This is a genomic window from Phyllobacterium bourgognense, assembly GCF_003337575.1.
In the GTDB taxonomy this organism is placed as follows: domain Bacteria; phylum Pseudomonadota; class Alphaproteobacteria; order Rhizobiales; family Rhizobiaceae; genus Phyllobacterium; species Phyllobacterium bourgognense.
Window position 1 is genome coordinate 26614 of sequence record NZ_QPJM01000009.1, and the last position, 18214, is coordinate 44827.

The following is an 18214-nucleotide window of genomic DNA, read 5'->3' on the forward strand; positions in this document are numbered from 1 at the left end:
GTAGTGACCTTAGTATCGAAAGCCCAGCATCATTCGCTGTCGCTTTCGCTACGGCACATGCGAATTTTCCGCCCGGTTGTTAAGACGTTCAGCATGACCTAACGCTTTGCCGCTCCGTAGGCGCGCAACTTATCGGTGATCCTGCCTTTGGCGCGGGACCCTCCTTCTTCAGGAGACGCATCATGTCTAAACAATGTCGTCCAGCACATGCTGGTCGACCGCTCGCCCGGGCCAGTGAGGACCGTTACGGGCTTTGCGTTGGGGCCGCTCACCGTGGCCTTCGTCGGAACGCACGGTTCACCGCCTTTCCAAGTGGGTATCACGGCTTTCGTACTGTACAGACTTTGTCTGCTCAGGGTGTTGCCGAAACTACTCGAATTCGACAGTGGCCATGCTCAGCGGGCTTCTGTCAGCGTTTCGTACTGCAGGCACCGCCGCTTCTGTTTGCGGTGTTTACCGCCGCAGCGTTCGAGCAAGTAACGCTGGCGCCGATGTCAGCCTATGGCGAAGGCTACGGGAGTCCGGAAGCCAGGATATCAACACTGCTCGCTGTCTTTGTCGCCGGCAATATCGCGCTGCAGATCCCCACTCGGCATGTTGGCTGAAAGACAGGAAAATCACTGGCTCCAATGAACTTCTTATTGTGGTGGTTGTGGCGATAGTTTTGACTGGCGTGCTCTTTCGTTGCTGAAAGGTACCTTCGCGCGCAAACAATACAGCGACCGCCCGGCCTATACCGGAATCGCCTCCGCTTATCAGAGCGATCTTGCCATCGAGTTTTTTGAGCCGAGATAGAACGGTGCGTCGAACATCGGAGCCGGATCAAGCGAGGCTTCAAGCCCCGGTTTTTTCAGATGCTGCTTGCGGAATGGTGGAACAGGATATATCCGAGCTCTGGTTTGAGGCGCTTTAGTCGTGGGTTTGCTTGCGCTTTTCTCGCGTTGGTCGGTTTTTGTTTGAATAGTGCGCTGACGCTTTGCCGTCGCTTCTCCTGCCCGACTGCGGGTCGCCGCTGGTTGTGTCATAGCTCATCCCTCGCATAGCTCGGTTCCGGTGATTGCTTGGTAAAGGCTCAAATCTCAAATCGGTTCCACTGCGTCCGAATAACATCAATTCGCCGGGGGTTTATTACAGCTGCCTGAGTTGCATGTTCGAGAGCTTTCCATTCAACCGGCGACCGCGCATTAGGACGATACCGATTGGTCCTCCTTCAGCGCCCGGCAAACTCACTATCCATTCTGTCAGTAGTACTCGGAACCCATCGCGACCCCTCCCATTAAGCTTCTGATGTTCTCAATGAGGAAGGAAAACCATGACAAACGGGCTTGTACATCACAGAGAACTGAACCTGGACGGCATGAAGATTTTCTATCGCGAAGCTGGGTCGACAGACGCCCCCGCCATTCTGTTGCCCCATGGCTATCCATGTTCGTCTTATGAGTTTCGCAACTACATGCCTCCGCTGGCTGACAGGTGGCGGCTAATTGCGCCGGATTTTCCTGGCTGCGGTTACAGTGATACGCCAGAGGAATTCGACTACACGTTTGACGGCTACACCGATTTTCTGGAACGTTTCACGGCGAAACTCGGACTTAGAAAATTCACGCTGTATCTCCATGACTTCGGATCACAGATTGGTTTACGGCTCGCCATTCGTCGCCCCGATTTAATAGCATCATTGATCATCCAGAATGGTGACATTTACGAGGATGTTCTGGGGCCAAAATATTCATCTTTAAAAGCAATTTGGGAAAAAACCCCTGAGCATAGCTTTGCAGAAATCAGGCAGGGCATCTCCCAGGAAGAGTTCCAACGTGAATTCCTCAACGATGTTCGACCAGAACTAGCGGCCACGATTCCTCCCGATCTTTGGACGCTGCATTGGTCGTTCATGACCGATCGACGCAAAGAAATATCAGCCCGTATCATCGCTGGATTGAAGGACAATCTGGAGTGGTTTCCTCGATATCAAAATTATCTTCGAGACCATCGGCCGCCAACGCTGATAATTTGGGGGCCACAAGATGGCTATATGCCTGAAGCCTCAGCGAAAGCATATCTACGAGACTTGCCTGATGCGGAATTGCATTTATTGGACGGCGGCCATTGGCTGCTGGAAACAAATCTCGATGAAGCTGTAAGTTTGACGCGAAGCTTTTTAATTCGCCACAGTTAGTTGCCGACTGAAGCTTTGAAATCACCATAATCTCCCGCCGTCGACGGAGCGGACGATGGGCGCGCGACCGCCTACCATTTTGCTAAAGCCCAAACTCTTTGTTCAAAATCGACGTTCGATAGAAAACCTTCCTTTGAAAATGCCGATAATACGCGAGTTTCGAACAGTTTGGATTGTAGCTTAAATGTCTGCAATCCATCTCAAGGCGGCCATTTTTCCCCAATTCGCTTTATGATAACGTCCCGAAAAGATATCAGCTGCAGACCCATTCCCTTCTCATGGTTGTACTTTGCCACTACGCAATCTTTCTGGCCAAACGGGAATGAAGGATTATTCCGGCATCGTGTGCCGGGGCTTGGTATCCAAGCGATAAGCGCGTGGGAAACGGTTGTAATCGTCAACCCATTCGGCGATGGCGCTGCGGGGAGGATCGAGGCCACAAAACAGGTTTGTTAAAGAGCTCGTCGCGCATGCGGCCGTTGAAGGACTCCACATCGCTCCAGTAGTTAAGCGAATGCCAAATGACAAGCTGAACCATATCAGACGTCCTAAGATATAGGATCATCCGGCTGCTTCTCTTAATCTTGAAGCTCTGTTTCGATGAGCCGGACCCAATAGGCGACACCGTCGGGGATGATGGTGTCGTTGAAATCGAAGAGCGGCGAATGCAGACCGGGATTGACCCCATCCTTGCCGCTGCCGATCCATCCATACGCACCAGGTACGGCCTCCAGCATGAATGCGAAATCCTCGGATGCCATGCTGGGTGCTGCCTCGATGACGCGCAGTCCCGCCCGCCCGGCAGCAAGGCGCGCCGTACCGGCTGCGAGCGCCTCGTTCGAGGTTACAGGGTAGCGGCGTTCGTAGCTGATGGTGGCAACGCAATCATGGGCGGCGGCGATGTTGTTGGCGACCGTCCTCAGGCGTGCCTCCAGTTTGTCGCCGGCGTCCTTGGAGAACCAGCGACCGGTGCCGCGGATTACCGCCCGTTCTGGAATGACGTTGTAGGCATCGCCGGCATGGATTTGCGTGACGGACAGTACCGCCGTATCCAGCGGCGAAACATTGCGGCTGACCACACTCTGCAGCGCTGAAACGACGGCGCATCCAGCCACGATCGGGTCGATTCCTTCATGCGGCATGGCGCCATGTGCTCCCCTGCCGCGGATTTCGATGTCGAAGATCGAGAAGGCGGCCATGATTGGCCCCGGCCCGGCTACGAACTCGCCCGGCGGCAGTTGCGGCCAATTGTGCAGACCGTAGATTGCCTCCACCGGAAGCCTTTCCAAAATCCCGTCCTCGATCATCCGCCGCGCGCCACCCTCGTTTTCCTCGGCGGGCTGGAAGATGAAGCGCACCGTGCCATCGAAATCGATCCCCTCGGCAAGCGATGCCGTTGTGAGCAGCATCGCCATGTGGCCGTCGTGACCGCAGGCATGCATCGTTCCGAGCCGCGTCGAGCGATAGGCTAGATCGGCCGTCTCGTTGATCGGCAGCGCATCCATGTCGGCGCGCAGGCCGATGGTCCTGCCGGAGCTTCCCTTCGTCAGCGAGGCAACGACGCCCGTGCCCGCGAAACCGGCCTCGACCGATAGTCCGAAACCGGAAAGTTTTTCGGCCACGAAGGCCGAAGTCTGCAGTTCTTTATAGGCAAGCTCAGGAATAGAATGAAGGAAATGCCGCCACTCCACGGCTTTTTGGATCGTCTCCACTGGGATCGTTAAGCGTTGCATGCGCTTATCTCCGTTTGAATATGCGCATCAATCAGAGGCTGCCAGCGGACTGAAGCACGGTGTGCCCCTCCGCCACGGTCATAAAGGTGTCGCCGTCGCTATGCTGCGGCAGACGGACGGGAACGGGCTTCTGCCCTGTGCGCCGCCGGCCAAAGCGCGGCACTGCATCCAGCAGGTTGCGGGTGTAAGGATGTTGAGGATTTTCGATAACGGCCCTGACAGGCCCGCATTCGACGATCCGCCCACGGTGCATGACGGCGATGCGGTCGCAGAGGCGCGCGACCACCGCCATGTCATGCGAAATGAAAAGATACGAAAGATTTCCGTCCTTCTTCAGGTCGGCAAGGAGATCGAGTATCTGCGCCTGGATGCTGACGTCGAGCGCGGAAACAGGCTCATCCGCGACTACGATTTGCGGATTTGGCGCCAGGGCCCGGGCGACCGCAATGCGCTGCCGCTGACCGCCTGAGAATTCGTGCGGATAGCGTTCCGCGAACTCCCGCTTTAGCCCGACCCGCTCGAGCAGATTGGCGACCGTCATGTTGATCGCCTGCCAGTCGCGTTCGCCCCGCGCGAACAGCCCTTCGCCAATCTGCCGACCGACTGTCAATCGCGGATTGAGCGAGGAATAAGGGTCCTGAAAAATCATTTGGCACTGCCGTAGCTTCTCGCGGCGCACCGGTGGCGGCAAGGTATCGATGCGCATACCCTCGATATGGAGCTCGCCCGCGGTCGGCGTATCGAGCCCGACGGCGATGCGCCCGAGCGTCGATTTGCCGGAACCACTTTCGCCGATGATCCCGAGCGTCTCGCTTCGATGGAGCACAAGGGAAACACCGTTTAGCGCATGCACGGTGCGCCGGTTGGCCGTGAAGGATTTGCGCAGGCCTTCGATCTTCAGCACGGGGTTGGACATCATGGCCGGGCCCCTTCGACTTCCGCGTCGCGCTGCTTCAACCCCTTGTCCACCGTCAGGTGCGAGGCAAGCAGCGCCTTGGTATAGTCGTGCTGCGGCGAGCGGAGCACCTCATCCACCGTACCTGTCTCCAGGATGCGCCCGCCGCGCATGACGGCGACGCGATCGGCGGTCTCGGCGACAACACCGATGTCGTGAGTGATCAGCAGGATGCCGGAGCCTGAGCGCGACTTGAGGTCGACCAGCAGGTCGAGCACCTGCGACTGCACGGTGACGTCGAGCGCGGTAGTCGGTTCGTCGGCGATCAGGATACCCGGCCGAAGCGCCAGCGCTGCAGCAATCATGATACGCTGGCGCATGCCGCCCGAAAGCTGATGCGGATATTGCGCAAGAACGCGATCCGGTTCGGGAATGCCGACATCTTCGAGCGAAGTATACGCAGTCGCCAGCGCTTCGCGCCGAGAGATGCCGTTGTGGCGCATCGGCCCCTCCGTCATTTGCCGCGCGATCGTCAGGACCGGATTAAGCGAGGTCATCGGCTCCTGGAAGATCATTCCGATCCTGGCGCCGCGCACATCCTCCATCTGCCTGCGGCCGAACGCCGAAATATCCTGCCCCTCGATCTCAATGCGGCCGCTCATTTGCGCCACCGTTGGGAGCAGCTTCATGATCGACAGCGAGGTCATGCTCTTGCCGCTGCCAGATTCCCCGACGAGAGCGAGGATTTCGCCACGAGCGAGATCGAAGCTGATGCCGTCGATCGCGTAGAAGGCGCCTGTCCCGGTTAGAAAGCTGACGGAGAGGTCCCTGACACTGAGATAGGGAATGCTCATGATCGACCCTTTCGACGGGGATCGACGAGGTCGCGCAGGCTGTCACCGATCAGGTTGAAGGAAAGCACGGTCAGGCAAATGGCGACGCCCGGGAAGATCAGGATCCACGGCGCCTTGTTGATGTAATTGCGGCCGGAGGCAAGAATCGCGCCCCATTCCGGAGACGGCGGCTGCACGCCGAGGCCGAGGAAAGAAAGGCCGGCGGCCGACAGGATCGCCGAAGAGAATCCCAGCGTTCCCATGACGATCAGGCTCTGGCCGATGTTCGGCATGACGTGCACGCGGACCAGTCGGCCGGAGCGGATGCCTGCAAGCTTTGCCGCCTCGATGTAGGGCTTGGCCCTTTCCGCCGCCGCGAGCCCGTAAGTAACTCGGGCGTAGAAGGGGACGAGGCTGATGGCGATGGCAAGCGTGGCGTTCTCGATGCCCGGCCCGAGGAAAGCGACGAGCGCCAGCGCGATCAGTGTGTCGGGGAAGGAATAGAGCACGTCGATGAGACGCAGCAGCACCGCCTCTACGAACCGGCCGGAAAAGGCGGCGATGAGCCCCATCAGCCCGCCGATCGCGAGGCCGCTGACCACGGCGGTGATGCCGATACCGAGGGACAAACGGCCGCCGACCAGCACCCGGCTCAAAAGGTCACGGCCGAATTCGTCCGTGCCGAACAGATGCTCGCCCGAAGGCGCCGCAAGCCGTGGACCGGCTGCCATCCGCGTCGGATCGAATGGGGCCAAATAATGAGAAAGCAGCGATGCAGCGATGATGAAGGTCGCCAGTGCGAGGCCGAGAACGACGCTGAACGGCGGGCGCCGACTCCATACGGAAATCTCTGTCGTCGTGCTCATTTCTGCCTCATACGCGGATCGAGAAAACTGTAGAGAATGTCGATCAGCATCGAGACGATAACCACAGAGATGGCGAAGACGACGATAAAGCCCTGGATCATCGGGTAATCCCGCTCCAGCATGGCCTGAACCGCCAGGCGGCCGATGCCGTTCCAGGAGAAGACGTTCTCGATGATAACCTGGCCGCCGAGCAGATAAGCGAAGACAAGGCCGACGACGGTGACGATGCTGATCAGCGCCGGTCTCAGCGCATGTACGAACAATACCTCGTGTTCACGCAGTCCCTTTGCACGGGCGGTGCGGATATAGTCCTCCTCCAGCACGTCAACCAGCGCCGAACGCGTCATGCGGGCGACAAGCGCGCAGTAGGTAAGGCCGAGCGTCAGGGCCGGCAGGAGGATGTTGCGCCAGCTCGACCCAGCGACGGGCAGCCAGCCGAGCTTCAGCGCGAAAACCTGGATCATGACGAGGCCGAGCCAGAAGGTCGGAATCGATACGCCGAGCACAGCAATGAACATGACGGCAGTATCAGCGATCCGGCCCCGGTTGACGGCCGCCAGGAATCCGAGCGGAATCCCGATCGCCAGCGCCAGCGCAAGGCCCGAGACGGCTAATGCAAAGGTGTTGGGCAGCCGTTGCAAAAGCAGCGTCAGGACAGGCTCATTGCCGCGGATGGTCGTGCCGAGGTCACCCTGCAGCACATGCGCGAGATAGAGCATCACCTGCTGCCAGACCGGCAGGTCGAGACCGAGGCGTGCACGCATCTCGGCCATCGCCTCCGGCGTCGCAGAGACGGACTGGGCCATCATGGCGGTTACGGGATCGCCCGGAACCACATGGATGAGCATGCCGGACAGCACGATCACCGCTATGACGGTAGAGCAGGCGACAAGCACTCGTTTTAATATCAGAAACGGCATCACAACCCTTCCGGTCATTGACCGCCCTGTCTAATGGCGACAGGGCGGTTCAAACCCACTATTGCTTGAGGGTCACGTCATTGAACAGAAGGGATACCATGAACCCTAGCTTGAAGCCTTCGACTTTTGCGCTCGACGCCATAAGCCAGTTCCAGCCCGGCGATACCAGCGGGACGTTATAGGCATTTTCCATGAGATATTTTTCGATGTCGTGGATCTTGGCAGCGCGAGCGTCGCCCGACAGCCTGCGCTGCTCGTCAAGCATGGTGTCGACCTGTTCATTCAGGCCCATGTTGACGAAGCCGGGACGCTTCCAAAGGAAGTTAAGATAATCCGGATCGACGCCCGACATGCCCATCGTCCAAACAAACGGCTCTCCGTCAGTGCGCTTATTCTCGCTCGTCATGTGATCGAAGTGCGATGCGACCTCACGCATTTCGATCTCTGCCTGGACGTTGATGGCAGCAAAGTCCTGCTGCATGATCTGATGCATCTGGTCCCAGCCGGACAATTTGTGAGCTATTAGCTTGATTTTAAGCGGCTTTTCGGCCGTGTAACCCGCCTCTTCCATAATCGCCTTGGCGCCATCAGGATCGTATTTCGCCCCCCAAGTGGCGCATAATTCCTCATCAGTCGAAAACAGATTTGGCGCGACGGGGCAATTGGAGGTGTGAACCAGACCTTCGAACGCAATGTTGGCATAGGCATCGCGATTCATCGCCATGCCGAGCGCCTTTCGAATTTCCGGGTTATCAAACGGCTTGACCTTCCAAGAGAATGCGGCCAACACCTGCTGGCCCGACAGCTCGGCGGCATAGACTTTGAAAGTGCTGTCAGTCTTCAGTTCCGCCGTTTCCTCCAACGATGGCTCAACCAGATCGGCCTCGCCGGAGCGTAGTGCCGCCATGCGGGCAACCGCTTCCGGAATTACCTTGAATGTTAATTTGTCAACATGCGGTTTGCCTGGGTTTTCGATAAGCGGACTAAAGTTTTTGTAGTCGGCATTGGCCTGAAGCTGAAGGGTATCGTTGCGCGTCCAATTGACGAACTTGAATGGACCGGTTCCGATCGGCTTGAAATCGGCGGTAGCAAATGAGGATGGGCAGATGAAGCCCGCCTGGATGCCGGTCAGGAATGAGAAAAACGGGCTGTAGGGTTCCGACAGCGACACCTTAAGCACTTTGCCTTCCACGCTGGCGCCTGTGATCGGCCCCCAGAGCGAACGGTCCGGGTTGATGGTGGCCGGATCGATAGCGCGATCAACTCTCGCCTTGGCGGCGGCGGCGTCGAAGGTGCTGCCGTCATGGCACTTCAATCCGTCACGGATGGTGAAGGAATAGGTCTTGCCATCCTCCGACATGGACCACTCGCTAGCGAGGCCCGGATGCAACGAGCCGTCCTTGTCCATGGTCAGCATGGTATCGAAGATCAGGTTGGTCATCTGCAGCGACTGAGTCGTGCTGGTCTTGTCGGGATCAAGACTGTCGGCGTCGACGGCGCGAGCGACAGTCAGGTCTGTGGCGGCGGCGACAGAGAGGCTCAGGCCGGTGCCGAACGCTGCTGCGGCGAGCAGTGCGGAGACGTATTGGCGGAGATGGTGCTTTTTCATAAGCTATGTTCCCTGTTTTTATGGTTGGACTGCAAGTGATGTTTAGGCGACCGATATCGGCGGACGTCTTCCCTCCCATGGTCTTGCCATTTCAAGCTGCGACGCGAGCCGAAAGAGCAGGCCTTCAGCGGCCGGAGCAGCGGCGAACTGGACGCCGATCGGCAGGCCTTCCGCATTCCAGACGAGTGGTACCGACATAGCTGGTGAGCCGTTGACGTTGAAGATATGCGTGAAGGGCATCCAGGAGAGGTAGAACTCGTAGTGCTCCCGCATCGACGTCGCCGGCGGGAAGGCCTCGTGTGGAAGCGGCGGCTGCGCAAGCGTCGGCGACAGAAAGACATCATAGCGGTTGAACGTGGAGGTGACGGCAGAGGCGACCGCGTGCAGGCGTGTCGTTGCGACATTGACGTCGACCGCCGAGATGCGGTTGCCGGCATCGATCATTTCCCACAGCATGGACGGGAAATCGTCTGCCGTCAGCTTGCGTCTTAAAACGTCTTCCTCAAGCCGCATGTCGGTCGCGTATTCCGCCAGGATGAAGGTTTCGAACGCACTCCAGCCATCTTCCGGCAGTTCGATGTCATGGGGCTCGCAGATATGGCCTAGGCCTTCGAGCAACTTGACAGTCTCTTCGACCGCCATGACACAATCGGGATGGGTCGGAGCGCCATAGGGCGCTTTGGTCGAGACGCCTACGCGCAATTTCCCGGGATCGCGGCCGACTTCGCTTGCGAAATCGTCGCCGGGCGGGCTGTTGAAGAACTGGCCGACATGCAGACCTTGCGTCGCGTCCAGCATGCCGGCGCTGTCGCGCACAGAGCGGGAAAGCACGTGCTCGACCAGCATGCCCTGCCAGGTGCTGCCCGATGGGGCGACCGGGTTGCGACCACGGCTCGGCTTCAGACCGAAGCAACCGCAGGCCGACGATGGTACACGGATCGAACCGCCGCCATCATTGCCGTGCGCCATCGGTACCACGCCGGCCGCAACCGCCGCCGCCGTACCCCCACTCGACGTACCGGCCGTGCGTGTGGTGTCCCAAGGATTGTTGGTTACCCCATGGGCACGCGAGCGTGTCGTCCAGTCCATGGCAAGCTCGGGAACCGAGGTTTTGCCGAAGATCACAACGCCCGACTTTTTGAAGCGACGGACAAGCTCGGAATCTTCGGCGGGCTTGATGGCAGCGCGTGGCGGCCACCCTGCGCCGGTCGGCTGTCCACCATAGTGCGCCGTGAGGTCCTTCAGCAGAAAGGGGACGCCCTTGAACGGACCGTCTGAAAGCTCCTGCGCGATGAAGCGTCGGGCTTCCTCTTCGAAGGTGGCGACCACCGCATTGAGCTTGCCATTGACAGCCGCAACGCCCTCTAGCGCCGCATCAAATAATTCGCTAGGCGTCACCTCTTGCTTGGCTACGAGTTCGGCCAGTCCTGTGGCGTCGAAGTTCCGGTATTCGCTGAGCTGCAACTTAGAAGACCCCCAATTCAGGTAAGGGTCTGAGACTAAATCACGCCCAAATTCTTCGCATGATCCCGAAGGGTGATTTCAAGAAATATTTTTGTGTCACCCTAAAGAGTGATACGCTTGCATGTGACCAACTGAATGTGGATGTCTCTTGTCGCAGCAATCGAACCTCATCAATCGCTACACGTCCCCACCCCGCGCTCCGCAAGGGGTAATTAACCGGCCACGGCTGACGACTATGTCGGACTTGCTGCAGCAGCGCCGGCTCTGCCTCGTACATGCCCCCGCCGGTTCGGGCAAGACCACGCTGCTAGCGCAGTGGTATGAGTCTCTGGTAGGGGCCGGTTCCAAAACAGTTTGGTATTCGGCCAGGGAGGCTGACCGCGATCCGCTCTTCTTCGCCGACGCTTTGTATTTCGCTGTCGAAGCAAGCTTCATTCAGGTCGGAGGGCTCGTAAAGTCTCGTGACGAGTCAAATGGCTTAGCTCGCCTATTGGCAACCACGGCGCGATATGCCGCAATCGCGCCCCTAGCCCTGTTCGTCGATGATTATCATTTTGTAGAAGGTGGAGATGGCGGCGATACGATAAGTAGCATTCTTGCGGCTCGCATCCCGAATCTGACTATCGTGCTGGCGAGCCGCATCCGTCCCTCGATCCCGATCGGCCGCCTGCGGGTTAGTGGTGAAATTCTCGAAGTACCTGTTGGGGAGCTGTTTTTCGACGAGAGTGAGACAGAGGCCTTCTTCCAGGCATCGCCAGGCCTATCGATGTCCTCTGAAGAGAGCCGACAGATGCACGGTTATACTGAAGGGTGGGCAGCGGGTCTCCGGCTGGCGTCGCTCGTCCTCGGTCGCGTGCCGGGCGCATTTACCAATACGCCTCCGACGGGAAGCCATCGCGCTTTTGTAGAATATTTTCTTGAGGAAGTGATCCTTGGCCTGCCGGAAAAGGTCTGCAGCTTCCTGACTATGACCTCGATCCTCGACTCGTTGAGTGCTGGCCTCTGCGACGCCGTGACGAGGCGCAACGACAGTAACGAGATCCTGTCTTTCCTCGAAGAAGCCCAGCTTTTCGTGGTCGCCCTGCCGGGAGCGCAGCAATGGTATAAGTATCACCACCTGTTCCAAGAGTTTCTGCAGGCTCGGCTTCATTCCGAAACAGGCACCGACCTCACTGATCTTCATGCGCGCGCCGCCCGATGGTTCATCGAGAGCGGCTCCCCAATGGATGCCGTGCGGCACGCCTTCCTTGCGCGCCGTCCCGAATGGGCAGCGGAGATGATCGAAAGCTATTGCCTCTTCGACTATCTAAGCCACGGGCGGTTCGAAGTCTTTTCCCGCTGGATGCAGCAGCTGCCGCGCGATGCGCGCGAAGAACGGCCGCTGCTCCTGTTCCTGCAGGTTTGGCGCTCCATCAACATGCGGCGCTTTCTGCAGGCAGAGCAGACGCTTCGCACGATCGAAACCCTCGCTGCTGCCAAGACAAGTCGAATGTCGGTCATTGCCCGTGAAACCGGACTTGATATTGATGGTCGCTTGCATCTGATGCGTGCCCTCATCGGCGCCTACGGCGGCGATCTCACAAGCGGCTTTTCCCATATCGACGAGCTTGATGGCCACGAGCTCGACCAATTTGCCTTCGGCCAAGTGGATCTTGATTCTATCCACAGTTACCTTGCCCTACAAGCTGGTGCCCTTGAGCTTGCTGAAAGGCTGACCTGGCGGGCCAAAGGGATATACGACGAGATGGCCGTGCACTGGGGCGGCCTCCATTCCCGCTCCATCGCTGCCATGTGCTATATTGCACGTGGCCACATGAGGGAGGCAGAGAGCGTGGCGGAAGATGCGCTACGAATAGCGCGCAGCAATTTCGGCGAACATTCCTACATGGTTGCGCTGCCCTCAGTGCTTTTGGGCGTCGTTGCTTTCGATCGAGGTGAGTTCGAAAAAGCCGAACAGCTCTGGCTCCGCGCCACTCCGTCCGAAAATACTACCGATGTCTCCGGCCTCTGCGAGCGCGTACTGATCGCGACGGTCGGCCTTGCCCGTGTCTACGATGCGACGGGCCGATCGGGCGAGGCAACCAACGTGTTGGTGCGGGCCAGCCGCCGCGCCTACGAAACCGAGGATTTCCGGTTCGAATTCCAGCTCGCCGTCGAGCGGGCTAGCCGGGCGTTCCGCCTCGGCAATACAGTCGAGGGGTTGCGCGAGTGGGAGCGCCTCTCTCTCCATTTGCCAGAGGCTCAGCGTCGCTATCCGCCACAAGCATGGCAGATTTGGGATGCGTACCATGTCGTTGAAGCGCGGACATTGATCGAAACTGGCCAGAGAGCCCTTGCTCTGGAAAAATTGCGCGCTGTCGAGGCTACGGCGGCCCAGCAAGGCCGCACGTTGAGCGCCCTTCAAGTCGCCCGCCTAATGACGCGCCTGGGAGGCGGCAACAGTTCGGTGTTGGCGCTGCAATATCCGGAACTCGGCAATACACTGGACATCTATCTGGACATCCCACACGCGAGTCTCCCTACTCGTGCGAACCGGAGACCTGCAAGCCCAGCAGATCTTTTCGCAAACACTCTGACGCAACGGGAAGAGGAAGTGCTGGAACTGTTGCGTTGGGGCCTTTCCAACAGCGAGATCGCTAATAAGCTCAATATCAATATCAACACTGTCAAATCTCATACCAAAAATGTTTTCTCTAAGCTTGGCGTCAAAAGCCGCACCCAGGCCGTATTAAGAACGATGTCCTAAACAAAGACCAAGATTAGCCGACTACCTTTTGACATTCGCCATCACGTAGAGGGTTTCAATTTGCGTTCCGCTCTTTACTCGAGTGGTGCGGACTTTTCCCGTCGATCCCGATCCGCCACTTCGAGCCCACCGCTCTCTATCACTACATCGTATTTTGGCCAAAGGGGCGCCACCTTGGCCCTATCTTGCAGGATGCTGTGAACGTGCTCGTCGAGTTGGCGAAGAACGAACAACGTTTTTAGGGGTGAGAGCACAATCTCCTCGTTCCTGAAGGAACAAAACCGGAAACTCCCTCAATGCGGTTTGGAGTTCCACTCGAGCCCTTATGCAATTTTCGAAGCACAGATCGAGAACACCCGTAGCAGTTTTACAACATAGTGGCGCCAGCGATGGGGGATAAATGACCATGGACATCGGCATAATACTCGAGGCGCATCCAACAGAGCATTCTGAACGTTTCGTCGGCGACCCCAAAACGGACCATCGCCCAGCCTGAGATTGACAGGCAACAGACCTTGTGCGCAAAATTAGTCCTCGGTGGATACGACCTGCTGCTTGCGCCCCCTCGGGTACGGTGAATGTATCGAGCCGCTTATGGCTCCCTTTGCCCGAACGAACGGGTCAGCAACGCAAGCCCCTGACGCTTTCCGTTCGTTTATGCAAAGGACCATCCCATGCGCGATTTCCGCGATGCCAAGGCTATGGCGAAAACCCTACGTGAAGCGCTTCACGCCAAATCTGTCACCTTCACCAACAGTGAGAGTCAGGAGCTCGTTGCTCGAATTCTTGGCTTTCGAGATTGGAACGTATTGGCCGCAACGATCCAGACGGCGCAGCCGACGGCAAAATCAGTAAGTGCCGAAACCTCTATTCCAGCGGGGGCGGAGATCCCCCTCATTCCTATGCGGGACTTGGTCCTATTTCCGCACATGATCTCGCGGATTTTCGTGGCACGCGAGAAAACCCGACAGGCCGTGGAACACGCTCTTGCCAGCAACCGGCGCGTTCTCCTTGTCGCCCAAAGGCATGGCGGCGACGATCATCCCAGCACTCTTGAAGCCCTCTATCCAGTGGGAGTCATAGCAAACGTGGTCGATCGCCAGACACAGGTGGACGGAGCCCTCAAGGTTACCGTCTGCGGACTCCAGCGCACAGGCATGGTCCGGCTGACCGATGACGGGTTCCTGGCGGCGGAGGTTACGCCGATTGACGACGAACGCGGCCAGTCGACGGAGGCAGCCGCTCTGTCGAGTGCGGTTCTCGATGCGTACCAGATCTACGCCGAGGTCGATTTTTCTGCACTACCGCCGGGATCCAAAGCCAGGTTCGGCCTACCTTCGATCGGAAACCCCAGCCTGTTAGCCGACACAGTCGCCCCTTTGCTATCGATCAGTATCGAACAGAAGCAGCAACTCTTGGAAACCAATAACGTGGTGGCTCGTCTCCAAAGACTCATCGAGCTGATGAGCAATGGCCGACCCAAAGCTGTCGCATAAACACCTGAGTTCAACATTAGATCGCTTGACGCTGAAAACGCGAGAAACTTCTGGCGCAAACCTCTTTTGGAAAGTCGAGCTTCTGCGACTGAGTTTTGCAGCACGTCTAACATCGGGTTTGCGCCAACACCGACATTGAACGTTAGCCCGAGACCTGTCCCGCCACGAGAAAGGCCTGATCCCAGACGATCGTGCCGCGGAAAGCGCGATGTTCGTCCTCAATCCGTTGTGCGAGAGTATCGGGCTGAACCTCTTCCGTCGAGGCCACACCATGTTGGATTAAGCGTGGCAGCATGATCCGCATGAGGGTCGGGAGAAAGGAAGGTTCACCGGGCTGGATCCGAACGCCTTCGTTGCGTGCCTGAGCGATCGAAAGCCCCAGTGAACGCATCTGGTCAACGAGGCGTAGACCGAGGGTCACGTCACCGCCCTCGGCCGCAACTGTGTCCCACACCCAGTCGTAAAGAAGTCGATGCAGAGGAAGGGTTGCGAGACCGAAGGGAAGACTGGCGCGCGCGTGTTCCTGAAAGGCCAGTATCGCCCCAGGCTTCGCAAGTCCGGCCAGCCCAGCGAGCGTGGCGGAAGCGTCTGGGAGATACATCAGAACACGGCGTCCGACGATCACATCGAAGCGACCGAGATCGTGCAGATCGTCCGCCAGATCGACCGCGTGATAGGTGATCGGCGCCGCATCCGGTTCACCGCCTGCGGCACGCGCCAGTGCCAGCGCCGCTTCGCTACTGTCAACTGCAACAACCTCGCCCTGCGGCCCAGCCAGTCTCGCGACGAACCGGCTAAGGTCACCGTTCCCACAGCCGATATCGAGAACGCGCGATCCCGTTCTGATGCCAACGCTCTCAAAAAATCGGGGGCTTGCTGAATTGGCCGGTGCTGCACTAACTGATGGTAACATTGTTACATCATAAGGGAGGGGTGCTCTTCCGGCAAGAAGTGCTGGCAGCCAATCCGCACGACCGTCTCATGATCCACCAAGGGGTTATCGTACAGTGCGCATGGCTTCTGAATTAACGATTAGCTTAGTCCGCTCCGGGCCCAAAAGCAGCCGCGGTGGAATCTTGAAACCATCGGGGCGCAGCGGTACACTTATAAGGTGCTGCTGCGCGTGAGTTGCCTTGCAGGTTGTACCAGCTAGACGGGAGAAAGAGTTGGAGAAGGAGGTTACCAGAAAACGCGTCGCGCTGTACACTTTCGGGATCTTCCGTGCTCCTGCTACCGATCCAAGCAACCAGGGCTTTCACGATAGGAACGATGTGAATTTCCTTGCAGCCGAAAGCAGTGAAGGGTTCATTGCTCGATCTGGATATGCCGATGAACCTGGCCCTGAAAGTTGGGGCAAACAGGTTTACCCGCGCTTCTACGAAGAAAAAGGGGATGGTTGGTCTCCCTCCTCTCTTTCACTTTGGCGGGATCTCATTTCACCGATGGCCTTTTCATATTCTGGGATACATTCGGAAGCTCTCAAGCATGGCCGTAGCTGGTTCCTTAAGCCAGAATGGCCCCCCTATGTGCTTTGGTGGGAAGAGGAGACGCACACTCCAACCTGGGCTGAAGCAATTCAGCGGCATGAATATCTACATGATCACGGCCCAACCGCCTGGGCATTCGATTTCAAACAGCCATATGATGTAACAGGGCAGCGGACGGTCCTGAATCGAGAAGATTTGAAGCAATATGTTGAAAGCAATCAAGCGCGGCAGGCTCTGCTAAGCGAAGCTGATAGTGGAGCCGAAAATGACGATTAAAGGAATTGACCACATCCAACTGGCGATGCCTGCAGGACAGGAGATTGCCGCCAAAGCTTTCTACGAGGGAGCGCTAGGTTTGACCGAAGCGGCCAAACCACCAAACCTTGCTGCTCGAGGAGGATGCTGGTTCGAAACCGGTAGCGTCAAAGTACACCTCGGCGTAGACGCGAATTTTTCGCCTGCCAGAAAGGCTCATCCAGGATTCGTCGTTGATGACCTCTCCAATCTTTGCGCGACCTTAGAGAGGGCCGGCTTCCCAACCGTTTCGGACCAACCACTGGAAGGATACCTACGGAAGTACGTAAATGACCCTTTTGGCAATCGCATTGAACTCATGCAGGTCGTTGATGGCTAACGCGGTTTTTCAGACAGCCTGTTCAGGTGGGTTGTATCAGTCCGGTTCGCGGCGACCATCAAGTCTATGCATGGCTTGGAGGGTCGAAAGTTATTGCCCGATCAATCACAATCAGCGCCAGCCGTACAGTAATTGCGATAGAAGCAGACAGTCTGCCCAAGGCCAGAAGCGGTAATCACGAGAGCGGAGCGTCAATGGCTGGAATGAGGTCGAAAGCTGCTATTTCTACCCGTTGCAAGCTCAAATAGTCGAGACTCAAGCGTTGAGCTGCCCTGTCGCAAATTTTCGAAAATCCGTAATGACACTTGCGTTTGAGGCAAACTCTGGTCCGATACGACGTCCATTCGCCTAAAACGCACAAGGGTAATTTATCTTGGCAAAAGGACAAGCTTTTGACCAAAAAGGTAAATACCCTGGTCAGTGACATCTGGTGTCGATTGCGAAGGTAAATTACCTTTGAGATCAGTATAACCCATTGATAATTAAGGGGTTAAATTTAGAAGACATCAGCTGAATTACCTTTTTCGCCAAGGTACTTTATCCTCGAACGGCCGCAATTGGGTGGATAGTTGAACCTGCTGCTAACGGAAACTTCGCGCCAATACTGGACATTAAACGCTAGACCGTGACCTGTCCCTCCACGAGAAAGGCCAGATCCCAGACGATCGTGCCGCCGACAGCGCGATGTTCGTCCTCGATCCGTTGTGCGAGAGTATCGGGTTGAAATCTCTTCGGCCGAGGCAACACCATGTAACCGGTTTCCGGATGACCTTGCTGTCGACGGCTTGTATTCCGATGGCATCATGGAACGCTTATAGGCTGACGACGGTGAGGCAGCCACTAGAGCCCATGGTGCAGGAGGCGTTGAGCCTCATCGATGATCCTAACATCAAGGCAACTGACGACGGCATCACTCGAATGTTGACAGGCTCCCTGACGCTCAGAAACAGCGCCTGACCGCCTTCTGTCCAGTTGAGCTGTGCTGTGCGGCGAAATACGGCTGAGGTCCAGATCACAGCCATTCGCCAACATGTTTTTGTGCTTCCGTCAGCGATGACGCGCCTTCTCCCTTGCAATCTGCTGCACAAAATCGAGAAAAGCACGGACCTTTGCCGGGGGTAGATGGCGCGCCGGATGGTAGGCGTACAACGGATAGCGTTCGTCCGACCAATCTTTGAGAACCTGCCTGAGCTGACCCGCCTGCAGCCACGAATCGAGGCCAATCTCCAGGCTCTGGAAAACCCCCTGCCCCCGCAAGGGATCCGGCAAGTGCGATCAATCCTGGGAACAGCTCGACGTCATCAACGTCCACTGGTCGGGTTCATGGGCCCCCATAGGAACTCGAGTTAACTGGT

Annotated in this window: 16 protein-coding genes and 2 pseudogenes; 6 read left to right on the forward strand and 12 right to left on the reverse strand. The window is 57.5% G+C overall.

Going from position 1 to position 18214, the window contains the following annotated elements; translation table 11 throughout:
• Nucleotides 1-182 precede the first annotated feature (182 nt).
• A complete protein-coding gene (locus C7476_RS28180; RefSeq protein WP_181872462.1) occupies nucleotides 183-605 on the forward strand; it encodes a hypothetical protein in 423 nt (140 codons plus the stop codon).
• A 91-nt stretch (nucleotides 606-696) separates the two neighbouring features.
• Here C7476_RS28180 and C7476_RS28715 read toward each other — a convergent pair.
• Nucleotides 697-1025 (reverse strand): annotated as a pseudogene (locus C7476_RS28715) (short-chain dehydrogenase); the annotation flags it as partial.
• A gap of 287 nt (nucleotides 1026-1312) precedes the next feature.
• Here C7476_RS28715 and C7476_RS15950 point away from each other — a divergent pair.
• The gene (locus C7476_RS15950) at nucleotides 1313-2176 is read left to right on the forward strand and encodes an alpha/beta fold hydrolase (RefSeq protein ID WP_114430898.1); all 864 of its coding nucleotides are present in this window, start codon (nucleotides 1313-1315) and stop codon (nucleotides 2174-2176) included.
• 328 nt (nucleotides 2177-2504) lie between these two features.
• Here the strand turns inward: C7476_RS15950 and C7476_RS29420 are convergent.
• From C7476_RS29420 to C7476_RS15985, 8 genes and pseudogenes are all read right to left on the reverse strand, one after another.
• Nucleotides 2505-2669, reverse strand: a pseudogene (locus C7476_RS29420) (integrase core domain-containing protein); the annotation flags it as partial.
• 85 nt (nucleotides 2670-2754) lie between these two features.
• Nucleotides 2755-3909 carry a M20 aminoacylase family protein gene (locus tag C7476_RS15955; protein ID WP_114430899.1) on the reverse strand — a complete coding sequence of 385 codons (1155 nt, stop codon included), beginning with the start codon at nucleotides 3907-3909 and terminating at the stop codon, nucleotides 2755-2757.
• A 31-nt stretch (nucleotides 3910-3940) separates the two neighbouring features.
• Nucleotides 3941-4828 (reverse strand): ATP-binding cassette domain-containing protein, encoded by an 888-nt coding sequence (locus tag C7476_RS15960; protein WP_114430900.1) that lies wholly within the window; start codon nucleotides 4826-4828, stop codon nucleotides 3941-3943.
• Nucleotides 4825-5658: an ABC transporter ATP-binding protein gene (locus tag C7476_RS15965; protein WP_114430901.1), complete on the reverse strand. Its 834-nt coding sequence runs from the start codon at nucleotides 5656-5658 to the stop codon at nucleotides 4825-4827. The genes C7476_RS15960 and C7476_RS15965 overlap by 4 nt, the downstream gene beginning before the upstream one ends.
• Nucleotides 5655-6503, reverse strand: a complete 849-nt coding sequence (locus C7476_RS15970; protein WP_114430902.1) for an ABC transporter permease — start codon at nucleotides 6501-6503, stop codon at nucleotides 5655-5657. Before C7476_RS15970 ends, C7476_RS15965 begins: the two co-directional genes overlap by 4 nt.
• Nucleotides 6500-7441: an ABC transporter permease gene (locus C7476_RS15975; RefSeq protein WP_245426380.1), complete on the reverse strand. Its 942-nt coding sequence runs from the start codon at nucleotides 7439-7441 to the stop codon at nucleotides 6500-6502. The genes C7476_RS15970 and C7476_RS15975 overlap by 4 nt, the downstream gene beginning before the upstream one ends.
• A gap of 40 nt (nucleotides 7442-7481) precedes the next feature.
• A complete protein-coding gene (locus C7476_RS15980) occupies nucleotides 7482-9032 on the reverse strand; it encodes an ABC transporter substrate-binding protein (RefSeq protein ID WP_114430904.1) in 1551 nt (516 codons plus the stop codon).
• Between the two features lie 42 nt (nucleotides 9033-9074).
• Nucleotides 9075-10496 (reverse strand): amidase, encoded by a 1422-nt coding sequence (locus tag C7476_RS15985; RefSeq protein WP_114430905.1) that lies wholly within the window; start codon nucleotides 10494-10496, stop codon nucleotides 9075-9077.
• Between the two features lie 148 nt (nucleotides 10497-10644).
• Between C7476_RS15985 and C7476_RS29135 the strand changes: the two genes are divergently transcribed.
• Both C7476_RS29135 and C7476_RS16000 read left to right on the forward strand, forming a co-directional pair.
• Nucleotides 10645-13242 carry a winged helix-turn-helix domain-containing protein gene (locus tag C7476_RS29135; RefSeq protein ID WP_181872463.1) on the forward strand — a complete coding sequence of 866 codons (2598 nt, stop codon included), beginning with the start codon at nucleotides 10645-10647 and terminating at the stop codon, nucleotides 13240-13242.
• A gap of 674 nt (nucleotides 13243-13916) precedes the next feature.
• Nucleotides 13917-14738: an LON peptidase substrate-binding domain-containing protein gene (locus C7476_RS16000; RefSeq protein ID WP_114430908.1), complete on the forward strand. Its 822-nt coding sequence runs from the start codon at nucleotides 13917-13919 to the stop codon at nucleotides 14736-14738.
• 142 nt (nucleotides 14739-14880) lie between these two features.
• Here C7476_RS16000 and C7476_RS16005 read toward each other — a convergent pair whose 3' ends face one another.
• Entirely contained in the window at nucleotides 14881-15651 is a 771-nt protein-coding gene (locus C7476_RS16005; protein WP_114430909.1) for a class I SAM-dependent methyltransferase, read from the reverse strand.
• 253 nt (nucleotides 15652-15904) lie between these two features.
• On the opposite strand from C7476_RS16005, the gene C7476_RS16010 reads away from it, so the two are divergent.
• Nucleotides 15905-16501 (forward strand): DUF3291 domain-containing protein, encoded by a 597-nt coding sequence (locus tag C7476_RS16010; RefSeq protein WP_114430910.1) that lies wholly within the window; start codon nucleotides 15905-15907, stop codon nucleotides 16499-16501.
• Nucleotides 16491-16859 carry a VOC family protein gene (locus tag C7476_RS16015; RefSeq protein ID WP_114430911.1) on the forward strand — a complete coding sequence of 123 codons (369 nt, stop codon included), beginning with the start codon at nucleotides 16491-16493 and terminating at the stop codon, nucleotides 16857-16859. The genes C7476_RS16010 and C7476_RS16015 overlap by 11 nt, the downstream gene beginning before the upstream one ends.
• Nucleotides 16860-17477: 618 nt before the next feature.
• Here the strand turns inward: C7476_RS16015 and C7476_RS29140 are convergent.
• Together C7476_RS29140 and C7476_RS16025 are read right to left on the reverse strand one after the other, a co-directional pair.
• Nucleotides 17478-17609, reverse strand: a complete 132-nt coding sequence (locus C7476_RS29140; protein WP_281032710.1) for a hypothetical protein — start codon at nucleotides 17607-17609, stop codon at nucleotides 17478-17480.
• Nucleotides 17610-17906: 297 nt separating this feature from the next.
• Entirely contained in the window at nucleotides 17907-18128 is a 222-nt protein-coding gene (locus C7476_RS16025) for a type 2 periplasmic-binding domain-containing protein (RefSeq protein WP_245426381.1), read from the reverse strand.
• Nucleotides 18129-18214: the final 86 nt, after the last annotated feature.

Bases quoted from the DNA above. Each gene is read 5' to 3' on its own strand.
- C7476_RS28180 (WP_181872462.1), top strand. From the start codon at position 183: ATGTCTAAACAATGTCGTCCAGCACATGCTGGTCGACCGCTCGCCCGG.
- C7476_RS15950 (WP_114430898.1), top strand. From the start codon at position 1,313: ATGACAAACGGGCTTGTACATCACAGAGAACTGAACCTGGACGGCATG.
- C7476_RS15955 (WP_114430899.1), bottom strand. From the start codon at position 3,909: ATGCAACGCTTAACGATCCCAGTGGAGACGATCCAAAAAGCCGTGGAG.
- C7476_RS15960 (WP_114430900.1), bottom strand. From the start codon at position 4,828: ATGATGTCCAACCCCGTGCTGAAGATCGAAGGCCTGCGCAAATCCTTC.
- C7476_RS15965 (WP_114430901.1), bottom strand. From the start codon at position 5,658: ATGAGCATTCCCTATCTCAGTGTCAGGGACCTCTCCGTCAGCTTTCTA.
- C7476_RS15970 (WP_114430902.1), bottom strand. From the start codon at position 6,503: ATGAGCACGACGACAGAGATTTCCGTATGGAGTCGGCGCCCGCCGTTC.
- C7476_RS15975 (WP_245426380.1), bottom strand. From the start codon at position 7,441: ATGACCGGAAGGGTTGTGATGCCGTTTCTGATATTAAAACGAGTGCTT.
- C7476_RS15980 (WP_114430904.1), bottom strand. From the start codon at position 9,032: ATGAAAAAGCACCATCTCCGCCAATACGTCTCCGCACTGCTCGCCGCA.
- C7476_RS16000 (WP_114430908.1), top strand. From the start codon at position 13,917: ATGCGCGATTTCCGCGATGCCAAGGCTATGGCGAAAACCCTACGTGAA.
- C7476_RS16005 (WP_114430909.1), bottom strand. From the start codon at position 15,651: ATGTTACCATCAGTTAGTGCAGCACCGGCCAATTCAGCAAGCCCCCGA.
- C7476_RS16015 (WP_114430911.1), top strand. From the start codon at position 16,491: ATGACGATTAAAGGAATTGACCACATCCAACTGGCGATGCCTGCAGGA.
- C7476_RS29140 (WP_281032710.1), bottom strand. From the start codon at position 17,609: ATGGTGTTGCCTCGGCCGAAGAGATTTCAACCCGATACTCTCGCACAA.